Here is a 19,678-nt window from a genome sequence, read left to right as displayed (position 1 = left end):
CGTTACCATTTGCGGCCATGCCGCCCTCAGCCAAGGATGCGAAGCGCACATGCGATCGATCAGCCCTTACCTCGACACCGCCTTTTCCTTCGACAGCCCCGGCTCACTTGCCGAGGCCGGGGTGCTGGATGCGCGCAGCGCGCGGGTGATGGGCAGTGCGACCGGCCATTATCAGGCGCAGACGGTGCACGGCGGGTTGCAGTACTTCGACTGCAACCTGCAGTTCCCCGAACCGCTGAGGATCGACAAGGTGCTGCCACAAAGCCTGTGTTTCGTGCAGGTATTCGACGGCGCGTGGCAGCACAGGATCGACGGCCAGCTCAACAGCTATGCCCCTGGCCGGTTGCACATGCTGGGCCTGGGTGAAAGCCTGGAAGCGCAGGACCAGCTACCCGCCCACAGCCACGCCCGCATGGCCGGGGTCCGTCTTGCTGGTGATTACCTGCTCGAACTGGTCCGCGACGACGTGCAGTTGAAGCCGCTGCTGGCGCTGTTCGCCGATGGCATGCGCTTCGACCAGTTGCCGCAGTGGCCAACGGTGAGCCGCCTGTTTCAGCAGCTGTACCTGTCACCCTACACGGGCGGACTCCGGCGCCTGCATTGCGAAAGCCTGAGCCTGGCCATCGTGCTGGAGCTGGCCAACCAGCTCATCGGCCACCGGTTCAGCGGAAAACCCCGGGACCGGGGGTGGCGCGACCTGGCCATCGAAGCGCGCCGCCAGCTCGATGCCAACCTGAGCGCCACGCCTACAGCTGCAACCCTTGCCCGCCAGCTGGGCGTGAGCGAGACCACCTTGCGCCGCGCGTTCAGCCAGGAATATGGCCGCTCGATCCTGCAATACGTGCGGCAACAGCGCCTGGAACTGGCCCGTGCCCTGCTGCTGGAACGTCGCTGGCAGGTCTCGCAAATTGCCTATCACGTCGGTTATGCCAACCCGGCCAACTTCTGCCATGCCTACAAGGCGTATTTCGGGCATACGCCCGGGGCCGAGTAGGGTTTGAATGACCATGGGGTAGCACAGGCGAAAAGCCGGCGGCCCGGTCATGCCCGAGTAAAATCCACCAGCGTGCGCAGCGCCGCCGGCAGGTGTCGCCTGCCGGAGTAATAGAGGAAGAACCGGCCCGGCGGCGCAGCCCAGGCATCGAGCACCGTCACCAGCTGGCCTGCGCTCAGGTCATCGTGCACCATCGCCTCATACACGTAGGCAATGCCCACGCCATCGCGCGCAGCCTGGAGCATCGGTATGTCGTCGTCAAACACCAGCGGGCCGCTGACTTCGATGGCCAATGGTTCACCATCGGCGAGGAACTCCCAGGCGTAGCGCTGGCCACTGGGAAAGCGCCGGCCGATACAGGCGTGGCCGGGCAATTCACGTGGCGTTTGCGGCACGCCGCGAGCGGCCAGGTAGCACGGCGCGGCTACACAGACGAAGCGCTGCGGCGGGCCGATGGGTACCGCAACCATGTCACCGGCCAGACTCTCGCCGAAGCGGACACCCGCATCGAAGCCATCGCCGACGATATCGGCCAGGGCATCATCCGTCACGACTTCCACCTGCACCCGCGGGTATTTGCTCACGAAGCCGCTCAGCAGTGGCGCCAGTACCAACCGCGCCGCCGGGCGCGGCACGTTCAGCCGCAGCGTGCCGGCGGGCTCGGCCTGCAGCGCAGTCACATCAGCCAACGCGTCGACCACTTCATGCAAGGCCGGGACCAACCGTGCCAGCAAGCGCTGGCCCGCTTCGGTCGGCGTCACGCTGCGCGTGGTGCGGTGCAGCAGGCGCACGCCCAAGCGTTCTTCCAGCCCTCGCAGGGCGTGGCTAAGGGTCGAGGCGGATACCCCGCGCTCGGCGGCAGCCTTGCGAAAGCTGCGATGCCGCGCCACCGCAGCGAAGGCGTCCAGTTCGTGCAGATCGAAGGCCATATAGATGAATTCTGCTCAGTAGTTCATCAAGCATAACTCGGCTTATCAGCGACTGTCTGCGGCGAGACACTGGCGCTTTCTCACTGATCGAAAGGTTCGACCATGCAGCAACGACGACTCGGTAATGCTGACTTCACGATTTCGCCCATCGGCCTGGGTACCTGGGCCATCGCCGGGCCGGGGTGGGAATTCGGCTGGGGCGCGCAGGACGATAGCGATAGCCTGGCGGCGCTGGAATACGCAGTGGACCGAGGCGTGAACTGGATCGACACCGCCGCCGTCTACGGCCTGGGCCACGCCGAAGAACTCGTCGGCCAGTTGCTGCGCCGCGTGCCGGCTTCGCGCCGCCCCCTGGTATTCACCAAAGGCAGCCTGGTATGGGACCCTGCCACGCGGCAGATTTCGCACTCGCTAGCTACGGATTCGCTGGCCCGGGAGATCGAGGACAGCCTGCGCCGCCTGCAGGTTGAAACCATCGACCTGTACCAGCTTCACTGGCCGGCCTTTCCGCCGGGCGGCCCGGACACTGGTATCGAGGAGGCGCTGACGGTGCTGGCCAAGGCGCGCGAACAAGGGAAAATTCGCGCCATCGGCGTATCCAATTTCGATGTGCCCCAGCTCAAGCGCGCCCAGGCGATAACAGCGATCGCCGCGTTACAACCACCTTATTCGGCGTTGATGCGCGAGGTCGAGGCAGAAATCCTGCCATTCTGCGGGCAAGCGGGCATCGGCGTCATCGCCTATTCCACTTTGCAATCGGGCCTGCTGACCGGCGCGATGACCCGTGAACGCATCGCCCGCCTGGCGGATGACGACTGGCGCAAGACCCGCAGCCCAGACTTTCAGGAGCCGCGCCTGACCAGCAACCTTGCGCTGGTGGAAGGCTTGCGCCGCATCGGCGCACGCCACGGGCTGACGCCTGCGGCGGTGGCGATCGCCTGGGTGCTGCGGCAGCCAATGGTCACTGGTGCCATTGTCGGAGCGCGTCGGCCAGCGCAGGTCGACGGGCTGCTTGGCGCGGCGGACTTGCGGCTGAGCGCAGAAGAGTTGGCTGAGATCGCACCGCTGCTGCCCGAGGGCATGGGTACCAACGTGCCCGAGGCGGCTTCCTGAGCGACTATTGCCGGGGCCGTTTTGCTGAGGATGGCCCCGACACGTTGAAAAAGCCGAAAGCCCGCGATTATGCGGGCTTTCGGGTGTTTCCTGCCACTTGCTACCGGCTTATACCAGTCGCGGGATCACTCCCACTCGATGGTCGCTGGCGGCTTGCTCGACACGTCGTAGGTAACGCGCGAGATCCCTTCGATTTCGTTGATGATACGGCCGCTGACGGTTTCCAGCAGCTCGTATGGCAGGTGCGCCCAGCGCGCGGTCATGAAGTCCACGGTTTCGACGGCACGCAGGGCCACGACCCAGGCGTAGCGACGGCCATCGCCGACCACACCCACCGACTTGACCGGCTGGAACACCACGAAGGCCTGGCTGGTCTTGTGGTACCAGTCAGCCTTGCGCAGCTCTTCGATGAAGATGTGGTCAGCGCGACGCAGCAGGTCGGCGTATTCCTTCTTCACTTCACCGAGGATACGCACGCCCAGGCCCGGGCCCGGGAACGGGTGGCGGTAGACCATGTCGTACGGCAGGCCCAGCTCCAGGCCGATCTTGCGCACTTCGTCCTTAAACAGTTCACGCAGTGGCTCGACCAGCTTGAGGTTCATTTCCTCCGGCAGGCCACCCACGTTGTGGTGCGACTTGATCACGTGGGCCTTGCCGCTCTTGGCGCCAGCCGACTCGATCACGTCCGGGTAGATGGTGCCCTGGGCCAGGAACTGGATGTTTTCCAGCTTGCTGGCTTCGGCGTCGAACACGTCGATGAAGGTGCGGCCGATGATCTTGCGCTTCTTCTCCGGGTCGGCTTCGCCGGCCAGGTTGTCGAGGAACTGCTTTTCAGCGTCGGCGCGGATCACCTTGACGCCCATGTTCTCCTTGAACATGGCCATTACCTGGTCGCCTTCGTGCAGGCGCAGCAGGCCGTTGTCGACGAATACGCAGGTCAGCTGGTCGCCGATGGCACGGTGCAGCAGTGCGGCAACCACCGAGCTGTCGACACCGCCGGACAGGCCCAGCAGGACGTTGGCCGAACCGACTTGCTCACGTACCTGGGCAATGGCGTCTTCGACGATGTTGGAAGGCGTCCACAGGGCTTCGCAGCCGCAGATGTCCTGCACGAAACGGGACAGGATGCGACCGCCCTGCTTGGTGTGGGTCACTTCCGGGTGGAACTGCACGCCGTAGTAGCCACGCGCGTCGTCGAACATGCCGGCGATCGGGCAGCTCGGGGTGCTGGCCAGCACGTGGAAGTCGCTCGGCATCTGGGTGACCTTGTCGCCGTGGCTCATCCACACGTCCAGGCCCAGCAGGCCGTCGGCGTCGATGTGGTCTTCGATGCCATCGAGCAGGCGGCTCTTGCCGACCACATCCACGCGGGCATAACCGAATTCACGCAGGTCGGAACCTTCGACCTTGCCGCCCATCTGCTCGGCCATGGTCTGCATGCCGTAGCAGATGCCCAGCACCGGGACGTTGAGGTCGAACACGGCCTGCGGGGCACGTGGGCTGTTGGCTTCGTGGACCGACTCGGGGCCGCCGGCGAGGATGATGCCGCGCGGGTTGAATGCACGGATCGCTTCATCGTCCATGTCGAACGGGTGCAGTTCGCAGTACACGCCGATCTCGCGCACGCGGCGGGCGATCAGCTGGGTGTACTGGGAACCGAAATCGAGGATCAGGATGCGGTGAGCGTGAATGTCGAGGGCCATGACTCAATCTCGTCAGTGGAAATCGGAAACGACGCGGGGCTGTCGTGACAGCCCCGCTAACAGGTATTGCCGGAAGCCTCAGCCTACGCGGTAGTTAGGGGCTTCTTTGGTGATCTGCACGTCATGCACGTGGGACTCGGCCATGCCGGCACCGGTGATACGCACGAACTCCGGCTTGGTGCGCATCTCTTCGATGGTCGCGCTGCCGGTGTAGCCCATGGACGAACGCAGGCCGCCCATCAGCTGGTGGATGATCGCTGCCAGCGCGCCCTTGTAGGGAACGCGGCCTTCGATGCCTTCCGGTACCAGCTTCTCGGCACCGGCCGAGGAGTCCTGGAAGTAGCGGTCGGACGAGCCTTGCGCCTGTGCCATGGCACCCAGCGAGCCCATGCCGCGATAGGCCTTGTAGGAACGGCCCTGGAACAGTTCGACTTCACCCGGGGCCTCTTCGGTACCGGCGAACATCGAACCCATCATCACGCAGGAAGCACCGGCGACGATGGCCTTGGAGAGGTCACCGGAGAAACGGATGCCACCATCGGCGATCAGCGGCACGCCAGTGCCTTCCAGTGCTGCGGCAACGTTGGCGATGGCGCTGATTTGCGGCACGCCGACACCGGCAACGATACGGGTGGTGCAGATCGAGCCTGGGCCGATACCGACCTTGACGGCATCGGCGCCGGCTTCGGCCAGGGCCTTGGCCGCAGCGCCGGTGGCGATGTTGCCGCCGATCACCTGCACTTGCGGGTAGTTCTCCTTCACCCAGCGAACGCGGTCGATAACGCCTTTGGAGTGACCGTGGGCGGTGTCGACAACCACCACGTCAACGCCAGCGGCAACCAGGGCGGCAACGCGCTCGCCGGTGTCCTTGCCGGTACCGACGGCGGCGCCGACGCGCAGGCGACCCTGGTCGTCCTTGCTGGCCAGCGGGTAGGCCTTGGCCTTTTCGATGTCCTTGACGGTCATCATGCCCTTGAGGTTGAACTTGTCGTCGACGATCAGGACTTTTTCCAGGCGGTGCTTGTGCAGCAGCTCGCGGACTTCGTTCTTGTCGGCGCCTTCGCGGACAGTGACCAGACGCTCTTTCGGGGTCATCACGTCGCGCACCTTGGCGTCCAGGCGGCTTTCGAAGCGCACGTCACGGGAGGTGACGATACCGACCAGGTCGCCATTGGCCAGCACCGGAACACCAGAGATGTTGTTCAGGCGGGTGAGGTCGAACAGGTCGCGCACGGTGGCGTCGGCGTCGATGGTGATCGGGTCCTTGACCACGCCAGCCTCGAACTTCTTGACCTTGCGCACTTCGCTGGCCTGCTGTTCGATGGTCATGTTCTTGTGGATGATGCCGATACCGCCTTCCTGGGCCATGGCAATGGCCAGGCGCGCTTCGGTCACGGTATCCATGGCGGCGGAAACCAGCGGAATGTTCAGCTCGATGCCACGGGTCAAACGGGTCTTGAGACTGACTTCATTGGGCAGTACCTCGGAATAGCCAGGTACAAGGAGAATATCGTCGAAGGTCAGGGCTTCTTGGCTGATACGCAGCATCGCGGGGGCTCCCGGGCGGGAAAAATGGAAGCGCGCCATTATACTCATGCACGGCGCGCCGCTCAATGCAAAATAAGGGCCTTCGGTCAGCCTTGTGGCAGTTTTACCTGTACCACCGCCACCGGCTGGTCGAGCCAGTCGGCGAAGCTGTCGAGAAAGGCCGGGGTGAACCCGGCCTCGCCCCAGTTGTTGAAGATGAACCCCAGGTTGGAAAAGGCACATGGCTGCAAAAAAATGAAGCCGTTGATGTCGTCTTCGAAGCCGCACAGCGGGCAGGTGAAGTTGTCGCTCACCGCCGGCATCCATTCCTCCAGGCTTTCGAACAGCGGCTCACCCACCTCGCGGCGGCACTCCGGGCAACCGGCTTCTTCGAGGAAACCTTCGGTGGGCGTATAGATGCAGCGCTTGAGCATCACTTCCAGGCCGTTGACCGGCTCGCCGAAGGGCAGTCGCTCCGGGTGCAGGGCCACTTTGCGGGCACCTTCGGCCAAGGCATGGCCCATGCGGTTGCCGGTGCGACCACAGGTGGTCAGTTGCTCCTCGACGACCTTTTCGCGCACCAGCCAGCGCAGGATGGCGCGAGCCCGGGCTTCGTGCACCGGGACCGTGGACAACTTGGGAACGATGATGCTCTGGGTGTTCATGAACGGGGCAAGCCTGAAAACTGCGGTTGTGCTGCAATTCTACCGCCTGCTCAGGTACTCAGGTAGCGACCGATCAACGCCAGGCCGCTGGCCAGCACCAGCCAGGTGACCAGGCGCACGAAGGCTTCACGGGACAGGCGGTGGGTCAACCTGCGCCCGGCCCAGAGCCCGGCGCCCATCACCGGCAGCAGGCAGGCAGCAAGCAGCAACAGGCTCTGGTCGGCATACACGCCGGCGACCAGGAACAGCGTCAGGCGCACCACCGTACTACAGCTGATCAGCGCGCTCTGGGTGGCGCGGACCTGTTCCTTCGCTTCCAGCCGCGCACTCAGGTACAGCGCGTAAAGGAAGCCGCCGCTGCCGAACAAGGCGCCGAACATTCCGCCCGCCGTGCCCATCGGTGCCGCCCACAGGCCGGACAGGCTGGCCGGTCGCACCTTCACTGCCAGCCCGTACAGCGCGTAGGCGGTCACGAACAGCCCCATCAGCAGCAGTAGCAGGTCGGACTTCAACTGCAACAGGAACACCACGCCCAGCGTGCAACCGAGGGCCATGAACGGCAGCAACCGCAGCAGCTCGCCGCGCACCACGTCGCGGCGCGAGGGCAGCAGGTTGCCGAAGGCCGCGACGAAGTCGAGCAGCACCAGCAACGGGATGATCCGCGACAACGGCATGAAGTGAATGAGGATCGGCCCAGCCACCAGCGCGGTGCCGAACCCGGCAATGCCGAACACGATGTAGGCGGCGCCTACACCCAGCAGGATGGGTAGCCAGTCGAGGCCGGAAAACGACAGTTGCGCGAGCATGGCAGCGGTTCCAGAGAAGACAGGCAAAGATTAGTCAGCCAGGAGCCATGCCGACTAATATGCCTTTATCACCACAGCCATCTCGAAAAGGCATGACATGACGTCAATCCGCCAGTTGCGTTACTTCGTGGAAATCGCCGAATGCGGCAGCTTCAGCGCCGCGGCCGAGCGGCTGTACATCGCCCAGTCGGCACTGAGCCGGCAGATCAAGGAGCTGGAACAGCAACTGGGCACTCCGCTGTTCGAGCGCACGGCACGCCTGCCACGCCTGACATTGGCTGGCCAGGCGTTCCTGGAACGGGCGCGCCGGCTGCTGGCGGAACTGGCGCAGGCCGAACGGGTAACCCGCGACATTGGCGAAGGGCGGCAAGGCAGCCTGCGCCTGAATCACTCCAGTACCGTGCCGCTGAGCGGCCTGCTGCTGGCTCGCCTGGGCAGCTACCTGAGCGGCAACCCGGGCATTTCGCTGGAGATCGCCCAGCAATCGTCGGAGGCGCAGCTGGAGGATATCGCCGCGGGGCGGCTGGACGTTGGCCTGCTGCGCTTGCCAGTACTGCGCCAGCATGAAGGGGTAATGCTGCAGGAGCTGTTCAGTGAGCCGCTGCTGCTGGCGGTCGCTGCCGGGCATCCGCTGGCCGGCGCAGCACAGGTGCAGCTGGAGCAGTTGCGCGAGGAGCGCTTCATTTCCATCCCGCATCGGGACCGTGGCGGGCTGAGCTACCTGGCGGCCTCGTTGTGCATGGCGGCAGGTTTCTTTCCGCAGGCGGCGCAGGTGCTGTCGCGCAAGACCACGCAGTTGCAGCTGATACAGGCGGGTTTCGGCGTGGCGTTGTTGCCGGAATGCATGCGTGAGATTGCACCGGCTTCGGTCAGTTTCGTGGCCCTGGCGGGGGAATGTGAGAGTACCGTGGCGCTGGCCTGCCGGCGTGATGCAGGGCCGCTGGTGTGCCAGTTCGTGACGGCGATGCAAGCCTGAACGGCCCCATCGCCGGCAAGCCGGCCGCCACAGCGACAGCATGGCGCCCAAGCCAGCGCGATAGCGGTAGGAGCCGGCTTGCCGGCGATAGGGCCGGGACAGACAACCGGGGCCGATGTCCTTTATGATGCCCGGCATGATCAGAGACCCTTTCGAACGACTCGGTCTGGACCGCGAGGTCCTCACCGTCAGCCAACTCAACGGCCGCGCTCGCGTGCTGCTGGAAGACGTGTTCCGCAGCGTGTGGGTGGAAGGCGAGATTTCCAACCTCGCCCGCCCGGCGTCCGGCCACATGTACTTCACCCTCAAGGACAGCGGCGCGCAAGTGCGCTGCGCGCTGTTCCGGCAAAACGCCACGCGGGTGCGCCAGGCCCTGCGCGATGGGCTGGCGGTGCGGGTACGTGGCAAGGTGTCGTTGTTGGAGGGGCGTGGCGATTACCAACTGATCCTCGATACCGTCGAGCCGGCCGGTGACGGCGCCTTGCGCCTGGCCTTCGAGGCGCTGAAGGAAAAGCTCGGCGCCGAAGGGCTGTTCAGCGCCGAACGCAAGCGACCGCTGCCCGCCCACCCGCAGCGCATCGGCATCATCACCTCGCCCACCGGCGCAGTGATCCGCGACATCATCAGCGTGTTCGGCCGCCGCGCCCCGCAAGTGGAACTGAACCTGATCCCCACCGCCGTGCAGGGTCGCGAAGCGATTGTCCAGATCGTGCGCGCCATCCGCCTGGCCGACAGCCTCGGTTTCGATGCGCTGATCCTGGCCCGGGGTGGCGGCTCGCTGGAAGACTTGTGGTGCTTCAACGAAGAAGCCGTGGCGCGCGCCGTGGCGGCCTGCGTCACGCCGATCGTCAGCGCCGTGGGCCATGAAACCGATGTCTCGATCAGCGATTTCGTCGCCGACGTGCGCGCGCCCACGCCGTCGGCCGCCGCCGAGCTGCTGGCGCCCGACAGCAGCGGCCTGCAGCAACGCCTGGATGGCCTGCAACGGCGCCTGTTACTGCGCATGCAGAATCGCTTGAGCCACGACCGCCTGCGCCTCGAATCGCTGACCCGGCGCTTGCGTCACCCGGGCGAGCGCCTGCGCCAGCAGGCGCAGCGCCTGGATGACCTGGACATGCGTCTGCGCCGGGCATTCATGCTCAGCCTCAACAAGTGCCACGAACGCCTGGCACGGCTGGATACCCGCCTGGCTGCGCAGCACCCCGGGCGCACCCTGAAACTGCTGGGCCAGCGCCTGGACAGCCTGGCCGAACGCCTGCCACGGGCCATGCGCGAGGTGCTCAAGGATCGTCGTCAGCGCTTCCAGGCCCAACTGCAGACGCTGCAGGTGGTCAGCCCCTTGGCCACGCTTGCCCGCGGCTACAGCATTCTGCTGGACGAGCAGGGCCAGGCTATCCGCAGCGCCGCACAAACCCGCAATGGCCAGCGCCTGACCGCGCGCCTGAACGAAGGCGAGCTGTTGGTGCGGGTCGAAGACAACCACCTGACCCCGGTCACCCTCTCACTCCTGGACTGACACATGCCTCGCCTGCTCGCGCCCCTGCTTGCCCTTTCCCTCCTGCTGCTGGCCGGCGGCGCCCAGGCCAGCTATATCACCCGCACGCTGAACAAGCCGGTACCCGGCGGCGTTGCAGTGGTCGACCTCGGCCCCGCCGCCAGTGCGCCGAGCGCCCGCTTCGACGGCAAGCCGGTGCTGGTGGTGAAGGAGCAGGACAACTGGCTGGCCATCGTCGGTATCCCGCTGACCCAGAAGCCGGGTACTGCGCTGCTGAGCCAGGGCGACCGCACCCTGCCGTTCACCGTCGCCGCGAAGAAATACCCTGAACAGCGCATCACCTTGAAGAACACCCGCCAGGTCAACCCGAACCCGGCCGACCTCAAGCGCATCGACCGCGAACTGGCCGAGCAGATCGCGGCCTACCGCAGCTTCAGTCCAGCCCTGCCGAGCAACCTGATCCTCGACAAACCGGTCAATGGCCCACTGTCGAGCAAGTTCGGCGTGCGGCGCTTCTTCAATGGCGAAGAACGCAACCCGCATGCCGGGCTGGACTTCGCGGTGCCGGCCGGCACGCCGATCAAGACCCCGGCCAATGGCAAGGTGATCCTGGTGGGCGATTACTTCTTCAATGGCCGCACGGTGTTCGTCGACCACGGGCAGGGCTTCATCAGCATGTTCTGCCACATGTCCAAGATCGATGTGCAGGTGGGCCAGCAGCTGCGCCGGGGTGACGTGGTCGGCCGGGTGGGCTCGACCGGGCGGGCTACCGGGCCGCACATGCACTGGAATGTCAGCCTGAACGATGCGCGGGTGGATCCAGCCATTTTCATTGGCGCGTTCCAGCCCTGAGACCGCGGTGTCTGCTTCGCGGGCATGCCCGCTCCCACAGGTATTGCGCTGCATCTTGAGGCTGCATCGTACCTATGGGAGCGGGCGCGCCCGCGAAGAGGCCAACACAGTCGACATCAGTTCACCCGTGTTGCGCCATCGAAAAATACCACGCAAAGATAAATAAGCACTCAGCCAAATCACGCTATAAAATCTCGCCCAACAGCTTTTTTTAAGCATTCCTCTCAATTTTTGCTGAACGCTTGCCATCCCCCACCCCACTGGTTAGGGTTGAAGGCATGAAAACCTTCAGCACCCTCATCCTGCTCCGACAACATCGCAGCCTCTGCCTGGTCAGCGCCCGACTACCAGGCTGAATCGCGTCGCCTCGCCTATTCATCTCGTTATCGCTCGGCAGGCCCGATCTCGGCCGCACACAAAAGGATTGCTTCCATGACCATGCTCAAAGACCCTTCGAAGAAATACCGTGCTTTCCCGACCATCGACCTGCCTGACCGTACCTGGCCGTCGAAGACCATCACCGCCGCGCCGATCTGGTGCAGCTCCGACCTGCGTGATGGCAACCAGTCGCTGATCGAGCCGATGGATTCGGAGAAGAAACTGCGCTTCTGGAAGACCCTGGTGCAGGTAGGCGTGAAGGAAATCGAAGCCTCGTTCCCGTCTGCCTCGCAAACCGATTTCGACTTCGTACGCACGCTGATCGAAGACGGCCACATTCCGGACGACACCACCATCCAGGTGCTCACCCAGGCCCGTGAGGACCTGATCGCCCGCACCTTCGAGTCGCTGCGCGGCGCGAAGAAGGCCATCGTCCACCTGTACAACGCCACCAGCCCTTCGTTCCGCCGCATCGTCTTCAACCAGGACAAGCAAGGCGTCAAGGACATCGCGGTGAACGCGGCCAAGCTGTTCGTCAAATACGCCGCGCAGCAGCCAGAAACCCAGTGGACCTTCCAGTACTCGCCAGAAACCTTCAGCGCCACCGAAATGGAGTTCGCCAAGGAAGTCTGCGACGCGGTCATCGAGGTCTGGAACCCCACGCCTGAGCACAAGATCATCCTCAACCTGCCGGCCACCGTGGAAGTCTCCACACCGAACGTGTACGCCGACCAGATCGAGTGGTTCTGCCGCAACATCAACCGCCGCGACAGCGTGATCATCAGCCTGCACTGCCACAACGACCGTGGCACCGGCATCGCCGCCACCGAGCTGGGCCTGATGGCCGGCGCCGACCGCGCCGAAGGCTGCCTGTTCGGCAACGGCGAACGTACCGGCAACGTGGACCTGGTGACCCTGGCGTTGAACCTCTATACCCAGGGCATCGACCCGCTGCTGGACTTCTCCGACATCGATGGCGTGCGCAAGGTGGTCGAAGAGTGCAACCAGTTGCCGGTGCACCCGCGTCACCCGTACGTGGGCGACCTGGTTCACACCGCCTTCTCCGGCTCGCACCAGGATGCCATCCGCAAGGGCTTCGCCAAGCAACAGGAAGGCGCGCTGTGGGAAGTACCGTACCTGCCGATCGACCCGGCCGACATCGGCCGCAGCTATGAAGCGGTGATCCGCGTCAACAGCCAGTCGGGCAAAGGCGGCATCACCTACCTGCTCGAGCAGGAATACGGCATCAGCCTGCCGCGCCGCATGCAGATCGAGTTCAGCCAGGTGGTGCAGGGTGAAACCGACCGCCTGGGCCTGGAAATGACTGCCCAGCAGATCTACAACCTGCTGCACAAGGAATACCTCCAGGCCAACGCGCCGTACGCGCTGGTCAGCCACCGCCTGCAGGAAGAAAACGGCCACAGCGCCGTGGAAGTGGAAGTCGCCGGCGAAGGCGAGACCACCCTGCACTGGCGCGGCAAGGGTAACGGCGCGCTGGAAGCCCTGGTGGCCGGCCTGCCGATTGCCGTCGAGATCATGGACTACAACGAACACGCGATTGGCGCAGGCACCAATGCCAAGGCTGCCGCCTACATCGAGCTGCGCGTAGCCGGCGGTCGTCCGGTGCATGGCGTGGGTATCGATGAAAACATCACCACCGCCAGCTTCAAGGCGCTGTTCAGCGCACTGAACCGCTCGCTGAGCCAGCAGGAAGCCAAGGCCGCCTGAGGCTTGCCCTGATAGACAAGAAAGCCCGCATCCTTTGATGCGGGCTTTTTTTGTTGGCCTGTGCCGGCCCTTTCGCGGGCTCGCCCGCTCCCACAGGTACTGCACGGCACCTGAGAGCAGCGCGATACTTGTGGGAGCGGGCAAGCCCGCGAAAGAGCCGGTACAGACAGCAGAGGAATTCCAGGCAAAAAAAGGGGCGCTGACCAAGCGCCCCACAAGCCGTAAAGCACACAACAAATTCAGTTGGCGTCCAGCAGCGCAATCGCCTCCGCACTGCATGCCTCGATCCGCGCCCAATCGCCATTCTTGATCCAGCTGCTGTCGAGCATCCAGGTCCCGCCCACGCACATCACATTCGGCAGCGCCATGTAGTTGCGCACGTTAGCCGGGTTGACCCCGCCGGTCGGGCAGAAGCGAATGTCGCCGAACGGGCCGCCAAAGGCCTTGATCGCCGCCACGCCGCCGCAAATTTCCGCCGGAAACAGCTTGAAACGGCGATAACCCAGGGCATAGCCCATCATGATTTCGGAGGCCGTGCTGATACCCGGCAACAGCGGAATCTCGCTGTCTACACCCGCTTCGAGGATGTCCTGGGTAATGCCGGGGGTGACAACGAACTGCGCTCCGGCAGCTTCGACTGCCGCGAACATGCGGCGATCGAGCACGGTGCCGGCACCGACACAAAGCTCCGGGCGCTGCTCGCGCAGTACCTGGATGGCCTTCAGGCCATGCTGGGAGCGCAAGGTCACTTCCAGGGTACGGATACCGCCAGCGGCCAGGGCATCAGCCAAGGGCAGGATGTCGTCCTCGCGGGCGATGGTGATCACCGGCAGGATGCGCGCCTGTTCGCAAATGGCATCGATCCGTGCGGCTTTGTCGGCCATCGAGAGCTTGGGCTGTGGGCGTTCGAGGGTGGTCATGACTGTGGATCCTTGGCTCATGGGCACCAGTAGATGTCCAGGGGGGCGTGAAGAAAAGCGCGAATCGGCATTTCCGTAAGGTCGGTGCCAGCCAGCGCGGCGCGCAGGGTAGCGAGTTTGCCCTGCCCTTGCACGGACAGCGCGGTGAAAGCTGCACTGGCCAGCAGCGAGCGGGTCATCGACAGGCGCTGGCGCGGTACGCTCGGTGCCAGCAAGGGCAGGCAGCGGCGTGGGCTGGCCAGGTCGAGGGCGGCATTCAGGTTGGGGCTGGCGGGGAACAGCGAGGCGGTATGGCCATCGTCACCCATGCCCAGCACCAGCACATCGATTGGCGGCAGCTCGGCCAGCGCCTGGTCGGCCTTGACGGCAGCGGCGTCGAGGTTCTGCGCCTGCTGGTACAAGCCAACGAAACGCGCCTTGGCCGCGGCGCCCTTGAACAGGTGGCGAGCCAGCAGGCCAGCGTTGCTGTCGGCGTGCTCCACCGGCACCCAACGCTCATCGGCGAGGCTGACGGTGACCCTGGCCCAGTCGAGGTCTTCGCTGGCCAGCTGTTCGAGGAACGGCACCGGGCTGCGACCGCCAGACAGCACCAGGCAGGCCTGGCCCTTGCTGGCGATCGCCTCACGCAGGCGTACAGCCACGTCATGTGCCTGGCGCACGGCCAGGGCCTTGGCGTTGGCCAGCTCGTGCACGTTCACCGAGCCGGGCAGTTTCAGTTCAGATATCCCCATACCACGCCCTCCCGTCGCGTGTGATCAGAGCAATCGAGCTCATCGGCCCCCAGGAACCGGCCGCATAAGGTTTCGGTGCATCGCCCGCGTTACGCCAGCCGGCGATCAACTGGTCGCACCACTTCCAGGCATATTCGATTTCGTCCTTGCGCACGAACAGGTTCTGGTTGCCGCGCATCACCTCGAGCAACAGCCGCTCGTAGGCATCCGGAATCCTCGCGCTGCGCCAGGTGTCGGAAAAATTCAGCTGCAACGGGCCGCTGCGCAGTTGCATGCCCTTGTCCAGGCCCTGCTCCTTGGTCATCACCCGCAAGGAAATGCCTTCGTCCGGTTGCAGGCGAATGATCAGCTTGTTACCGATTTGCAAACGCTGTTCCGGGGCAAAGATGTAGTGCGGCGTTTCCTTGAAATGAATGACGATCTGCGACAGTTTCTGCGGCATGCGCTTGCCGGTACGCAGGTAGAACGGCACGCCCGACCAGCGCCAGTTGCGGATGTCGGCACGCAGGGCGACGAAGGTTTCGGTATCGCTCTGGGCGTTGGCGTTGTCTTCTTCGAGGTAGCCAGGCACCGGCTTGCCATCGCTGTAGCCGGCAATGTACTGGCCACGCACCACACGGGTGCTCAGGCCTTCGCCAGTGATCGGTGCCAGGGCCTTGAGCACCTTGACCTTCTCGTCACGGATGGCATCGGCGGACAGTTCGCTGGGCGGGTCCATGGCGATCAGGCACAACAGCTGCAACAGGTGGTTCTGGATCATGTCGCGCAGCTGGCCGGCCTTGTCGAAATAGCCCCAGCGGCCTTCGATACCGACCTTCTCGGCAACGGTAATCTCCACGTGGGAGATGGAATTCTGGTTCCACTGGGTTTCGAACAGGCTGTTGGCAAAGCGCAGGGCAATCAGGTTCTGCACCGTCTCCTTGCCCAGATAATGGTCGATGCGGTAGACCCGGTTCTCGGGGAAGAACCGTGCCACGGCGTCGTTGACCCGGCGCGACGACTCCAGGTCATGGCCGATGGGCTTCTCCAGCACCACCCGGGTGTGCGCAGCCAAGCCGGCCTTGTCGAGGTTTTCGCAGATGGCGCCGTACACCGCCGCCGCCGTGGCGAAATAGGCAATCAGCGGCTGCTCGCCTTGCATCTGTTCGGCCAGGGCCTGATAGCCCTCGGGCTGGAGGAAGTCGAGGTGCTGGTAGCTCAGCCGGGCAAGGAAGCGGCCCAGCGCTGCAGGCTCTATGTCAGCCTCGGGCACATGCCGGCGCAGGTGCGCTTCGATACTGTTCAGGTGTTGCTGTGCAGTACCGGCCTCGCGGGCCAGGGCCAGCAGGCGGGTATCCGGGTGCAACAGGTTGGCCCGGTCGAGCTGATAAAGCGCAGGAAACAGCTTGCGCAATGCCAGGTCGCCGAGGGCGCCAAATAGGGCAAAGGTGCAAGGTTCGACACTGATCGCAGCCATGATGTTGGTTCTTTCCTAAAGTTGGTCTAGGAATACCGCTTTCACATACGGTTTTCAAGGGATAATGTAGTAAAAACCACAACATTCGACACAAGTGTTACAGACAAGTGGTACGCCAACCGCGCCGACAGTACGATAGACGACCGTGCAAAAAGCCTGCTGCTCCCACAGCCGGCTGTCTTCCCGACCCAAGGACACACCCATGGACCGCGTGCGAAACCTCCTGGAACAGATCCAGGGACGCCTCGACGAGCTGAACAAGGCCGAACGCAAAGTCGCCGAAGTCATCCTGCTCAACCCGCAACAAGCCACCCGTTTCAGCATCGCTGCGCTGGCCCAGGCGGCCAAGGTCAGCGAGCCGACCGTCAACCGCTTCTGCCGCTCGTTCGGCGTCAGCGGCTACCCCGAACTCAAGCTGCAGCTGGCGCAGAGCCTGGCCAGCGGCGCCGCCTATGTCAGCCGCGCGGTAGAGGCAGACGATGATCCGGCCGCCTATACCCAGAAGATCTTCGCCAGCGCCATCGCCTCGCTCGACAGCGCCTGCCAGCAACTCGACCCGCAGCAGGTCAGCCGTGCCGTGGACATGATGATCCAGGCGCGGCAGATCCACTTCTTCGGCCTGGGCGCCTCTGCCCCGGTGGCGCTGGATGCCCAGCACAAGTTCTTCCGCTTCAACCTGGCGGTGTCGGCCCACGCCGACGTACTGATGCAACGCATGCTGGCCTCGGTCGCCCACACCGGCGACCTGTTCGTGATCATTTCCTACACCGGACGCACCCGAGAACTGGTCGAAGTGGCGCGCCTTGCCCGGGAAAATGGCGCCTCGGTGCTGGGCCTGACGGCCGCCGGTTCGCCATTGGCCAATGCCTGCAGCCTGAGCCTGCATATTCCGTTGCCGGAAGACACCGACATCTACATGCCAATGACCTCGCGGATCATCCAGCTGACCGTGCTCGATGTGCTGGCCACCGGCATGACCCTGCGCCGTGGCGTGGACTTCCAGCCGCACCTGCGCAAGATCAAGGAAAGCCTCAACGCCAGCCGCTACCCGATCGAGGACGACGAACTCAACTGAGCCGGTGCGCCTGCAAACGCAGGTGCGCCCGCTGCCCCGGCGCCAGGCTCAGGCCTTCGCCACTGCCGCTGGCGGCCTCGACGCAGACGAAGCGCTGGCATTCGCGGCCAGTCACCCCCATCAGCGGGCGATTGCCCGGGTGCCAGACCACGGTGTCGTCACTGTCGCCGGTATCGATGCACAGCTCACGCTGCCAGGCCGGGTCCTGCAGCTGCACCCGTGGCGTACCGGGGTAGACCTTCTGGCAGCCGCCCTTGAGCTTCAGCGCGCCATCCTCACGGCAGGCCTGGCGGTTGAGGCGGTCATAGCCTTCGATGTCCTCGAGCCCGGACAGCGCTATCTCGGACACGTCACTGATACACCAGTAGGCCAGCAGGGCATGGCTCAGCTGGCAGGGTTCGCTGTCCTGGTGCTCGGTGCTCAGGCTCAGCTCCATGCGGCTGCCCAGCCGCGCATGCAGGTCGACCTGCCAGTCGCACAGGTCCAGCCGCCACTTCAGGGTAACGCCCTCCTCGTCCTCGCGGCTGTCGACCAGCTTCCAGTCCAGCAGGCGCGCCCAGCCATGGGCTGGCCACAGGTCTTCGCTGGGGTGACGGCCATACCAGGGCCAGCACACCGGCACGCCACCGCGGATCGCCCCAACCTGCGGCCACTGCTCGGCACACCACAGCCAGGGCCGTTCGCCGGCCGGCTGGAAATGCAGCAGTTGCGCGCCCTGGCGGCTGAACACCGCCTGGCAGCATGGGTGGTCGATGATCAGCACATCGCGCTGCTGGTAACGCTCCCACTCGAATGTCGGCCGGGGCCGCTGCGAGGTAAAGAAGCGATGAAGCGGATGTTCGGGCATGTTCAGGGCTCTTGTTGTTTGAGATAGCGCTGTCTCGGCCTATCCCTGGCACCCACTGCAGACCAGTGGGTGCCGGGAGCCGAAATTGGATTGGCGTAAATTTACAACAATTGCCCTTAGAATGACGACTGAATCTTCAAGCCTGCGACCAGCGCATTGTCCACCTCATCGACCCCGCCGGGGCTCTTGATGTACTGCAGGTTGGGCCGCACGGTCAGCCAGTTGGTGACGTGGAAGCCGTAATAGAGCTCGGCATTGTATTCGGTGCGTTGCAGCGGCACGAAGCCGGGATTGTCGTAATCGTCGATACCGCTCTGGGCATTGAGCAGCTCGGCGCGTTTCTTGACGTCGTCATTCACATGAATGCGTGCCACACCGAAGCCGATATCGTCCTTGGGCCGGGCGTCGAAGGCACCCTTGTAGACCAGGCCGACCTGCTGGTAGTTGTCGACCACGTTGGTGGCCTTGTCGTGCACGGTGAAGTTGGCGAACAGGCTCAGGCCACGGTTGACATCGCCAGCATGCGCGGTGACTTGCTGTTGCGCCACGACCCACCAGCCGTGCTTGCTGGAGTGCGACTTGAAGGCTTCGCCTGTCAGCGCCTGCGGGTTGCCGTTGACATCGTCGAATACATCATCGGCCTTGGCCGTGCTGTAGTAGTAACCCAGGCGGTACTCGCCCGGCAGGCCATTGACCTTGGGTGACCACACCGCTTCCACCGGCAGTATCGCGCCCTTGGTGCCACTGCCGCTGAGCTTGAAGCCGTTGCCGGTTTCCAGGTTGGAAGGGTTCTGCTCGAAGGCACCGACCTGGACGAAGAATTCCGGGGTGATGTTGTACTTGACCCGCAGTGCCCACTGGCTCACCGGCCAGTTGTACCAGATGCCACCGACCCAGTTGCCCACTTGCGAGCCGCAGAAGGCCAGGTTCTGGAAGTCGCAAGGGAAGCTGTTGAAGTCCTCGCCTTCGCCGAAGCGGCCGAATTTCACGTCCAGCGCACCGTCGAAGTACTTCTGCTTGACCCACATCTGGGTCAGGCGCCAGGTCTGGCCACGGCCCCACACTTCCTGCACCGAGCTGAACTGCCCGGCGCGCGGGTCGCTGATGCGGTCGTTGGACAGGTTGCGGCCACTGCGCTCGGTGATCGCCAGCTTGAACTCGGCATCGTGCCAGCCGAGGATTTTCTGCAGGTCCAGGTGTGCGCCCAGGGCGAACTGGTCGCTGTAGCGCGCGGTCTTGTCGTCGTTGTAGCCGCCGTGCAGGTTGCCGGCTACCTCACCGACATAATCCAGGGTGAAGTCGTAACCTTTTTCCAGCAGTTCGGTGCGGGTGCCGCCCCAGTCGCCGGTCATCCACTTCGATTCGCTGGAAAAGGCCTCGGCAGCCTGCGCGCCGCTGCTGCCAACGATGGCAAGCAAGGCCAGCGAGCCCAATGTCCTGATGCGTTTGCGCTGTTCCATCCCTTTGCGTCCTCTTTTTTCTT

Annotated in this window: 17 protein-coding genes; 7 read left to right on the top strand and 10 right to left on the bottom strand. The window is 64.2% G+C overall.

The genetic code is table 11. The features are described from left to right. Window positions 1-49 precede the first annotated feature (49 nt). The gene (locus ACJA3S_RS05130) at window positions 50-994 is read left to right on the top strand and encodes a helix-turn-helix transcriptional regulator (RefSeq protein ID WP_406821047.1); all 945 of its coding nucleotides are present in this window, start codon (window positions 50-52) and stop codon (window positions 992-994) included. Window positions 995-1,041: 47 nt separating this feature from the next. Here the strand turns inward: ACJA3S_RS05130 and ACJA3S_RS05125 are convergent, their stop codons facing one another. Continuing rightward, complete coding sequence (locus tag ACJA3S_RS05125) at window positions 1,042-1,923, bottom strand: LysR family transcriptional regulator (protein ID WP_406821046.1); 882 nt, start codon at window positions 1,921-1,923, stop codon at window positions 1,042-1,044. A gap of 102 nt (window positions 1,924-2,025) precedes the next feature. Between ACJA3S_RS05125 and ACJA3S_RS05120 the strand changes: the two genes are divergently transcribed. Then, window positions 2,026-3,036 (top strand): aldo/keto reductase, encoded by a 1,011-nt coding sequence (locus ACJA3S_RS05120; RefSeq protein WP_406821045.1) that lies wholly within the window; start codon window positions 2,026-2,028, stop codon window positions 3,034-3,036. Window positions 3,037-3,161: 125 nt separating this feature from the next. On the opposite strand, the gene guaA is transcribed toward ACJA3S_RS05120, so the two are convergent. The 4 genes from guaA to ACJA3S_RS05100 form a co-directional block, all read right to left on the bottom strand. Then, window positions 3,162-4,739: a glutamine-hydrolyzing GMP synthase gene (gene guaA / locus ACJA3S_RS05115; RefSeq protein WP_406821044.1), complete on the bottom strand. Its 1,578-nt coding sequence runs from the start codon at window positions 4,737-4,739 to the stop codon at window positions 3,162-3,164. A gap of 78 nt (window positions 4,740-4,817) precedes the next feature. Then, window positions 4,818-6,287 (bottom strand): IMP dehydrogenase, encoded by a 1,470-nt coding sequence (gene guaB / locus ACJA3S_RS05110; RefSeq protein ID WP_085624113.1) that lies wholly within the window; start codon window positions 6,285-6,287, stop codon window positions 4,818-4,820. Between the two features lie 86 nt (window positions 6,288-6,373). Then, window positions 6,374-6,931, bottom strand: coding sequence for a sugar ABC transporter ATPase (locus tag ACJA3S_RS05105; protein ID WP_406821043.1), 558 nt, complete (start codon window positions 6,929-6,931; stop codon window positions 6,374-6,376). 50 nt (window positions 6,932-6,981) lie between these two features. Then, entirely contained in the window at window positions 6,982-7,737 is a 756-nt protein-coding gene (locus tag ACJA3S_RS05100) for a TSUP family transporter (protein WP_406821042.1), read from the bottom strand. Between the two features lie 97 nt (window positions 7,738-7,834). On the opposite strand from ACJA3S_RS05100, the gene ACJA3S_RS05095 reads away from it, so the two are divergent. The 4 genes from ACJA3S_RS05095 to leuA all read left to right on the top strand — a co-directional run bounded on the left by ACJA3S_RS05095 (window position 7,835) and on the right by leuA (window position 13,166). Continuing rightward, on the top strand, window positions 7,835-8,713 hold the full coding sequence (locus ACJA3S_RS05095; RefSeq protein WP_406821041.1) for a LysR family transcriptional regulator: 879 nt from the start codon (window positions 7,835-7,837) through the stop codon (window positions 8,711-8,713). A 136-nt stretch (window positions 8,714-8,849) separates the two neighbouring features. Further along, on the top strand, window positions 8,850-10,229 hold the full coding sequence (xseA, locus tag ACJA3S_RS05090; protein WP_406821040.1) for an exodeoxyribonuclease VII large subunit: 1,380 nt from the start codon (window positions 8,850-8,852) through the stop codon (window positions 10,227-10,229). A 3-nt stretch (window positions 10,230-10,232) separates the two neighbouring features. Then, window positions 10,233-11,060, top strand: a complete 828-nt coding sequence (locus ACJA3S_RS05085) for a peptidoglycan DD-metalloendopeptidase family protein (RefSeq protein WP_406821039.1) — start codon at window positions 10,233-10,235, stop codon at window positions 11,058-11,060. 432 nt (window positions 11,061-11,492) lie between these two features. Then, a complete protein-coding gene (gene leuA, locus ACJA3S_RS05080; protein ID WP_406821038.1) occupies window positions 11,493-13,166 on the top strand; it encodes a 2-isopropylmalate synthase in 1,674 nt (557 codons plus the stop codon). A gap of 239 nt (window positions 13,167-13,405) precedes the next feature. On the opposite strand, the gene ACJA3S_RS05075 is transcribed toward leuA, so the two are convergent. From ACJA3S_RS05075 to zwf, 3 genes are read right to left on the bottom strand one after another with little or no spacing between them, the layout of a single operon-like run. Further along, window positions 13,406-14,086 carry a bifunctional 4-hydroxy-2-oxoglutarate aldolase/2-dehydro-3-deoxy-phosphogluconate aldolase gene (locus ACJA3S_RS05075; protein WP_406821037.1) on the bottom strand — a complete coding sequence of 227 codons (681 nt, stop codon included), beginning with the start codon at window positions 14,084-14,086 and terminating at the stop codon, window positions 13,406-13,408. A 17-nt stretch (window positions 14,087-14,103) separates the two neighbouring features. Beyond that, window positions 14,104-14,817 carry a 6-phosphogluconolactonase gene (gene pgl / locus ACJA3S_RS05070; protein ID WP_406821036.1) on the bottom strand — a complete coding sequence of 238 codons (714 nt, stop codon included), beginning with the start codon at window positions 14,815-14,817 and terminating at the stop codon, window positions 14,104-14,106. Further along, a complete protein-coding gene (gene zwf / locus ACJA3S_RS05065) occupies window positions 14,804-16,273 on the bottom strand; it encodes a glucose-6-phosphate dehydrogenase (protein ID WP_406821035.1) in 1,470 nt (489 codons plus the stop codon). The genes pgl and zwf overlap by 14 nt, the downstream gene beginning before the upstream one ends. A 211-nt stretch (window positions 16,274-16,484) precedes the next feature. Here zwf and hexR point away from each other — a divergent pair, with 211 nt between their 5' ends. Further along, entirely contained in the window at window positions 16,485-17,348 is an 864-nt protein-coding gene (gene hexR / locus ACJA3S_RS05060; RefSeq protein ID WP_169774905.1) for a DNA-binding transcriptional regulator HexR, read from the top strand. On the opposite strand, the gene ACJA3S_RS05055 is transcribed toward hexR, so the two are convergent. Both ACJA3S_RS05055 and ACJA3S_RS05050 read right to left on the bottom strand, forming a co-directional pair. Continuing rightward, the gene (locus ACJA3S_RS05055) at window positions 17,341-18,195 is read right to left on the bottom strand and encodes a D-hexose-6-phosphate mutarotase (RefSeq protein WP_406821034.1); all 855 of its coding nucleotides are present in this window, start codon (window positions 18,193-18,195) and stop codon (window positions 17,341-17,343) included. The two genes, hexR and ACJA3S_RS05055, sit on opposite strands and share 8 nt — an antisense overlap. A 116-nt stretch (window positions 18,196-18,311) precedes the next feature. Then, window positions 18,312-19,655, bottom strand: coding sequence for a carbohydrate porin (locus tag ACJA3S_RS05050; RefSeq protein WP_170028460.1), 1,344 nt, complete (start codon window positions 19,653-19,655; stop codon window positions 18,312-18,314). Window positions 19,656-19,678 lie beyond the last annotated feature (23 nt).

The organism is Pseudomonas sp. KnCO4 (genome assembly GCF_045344305.1).
Classification (GTDB): Bacteria; Pseudomonadota; Gammaproteobacteria; order Pseudomonadales; family Pseudomonadaceae; genus Aquipseudomonas; species Aquipseudomonas anuradhapurensis.
The sequence above is the reverse complement of the archived record's forward strand: the minus strand, read 5'-3'. Positions and strand labels throughout refer to the sequence as shown.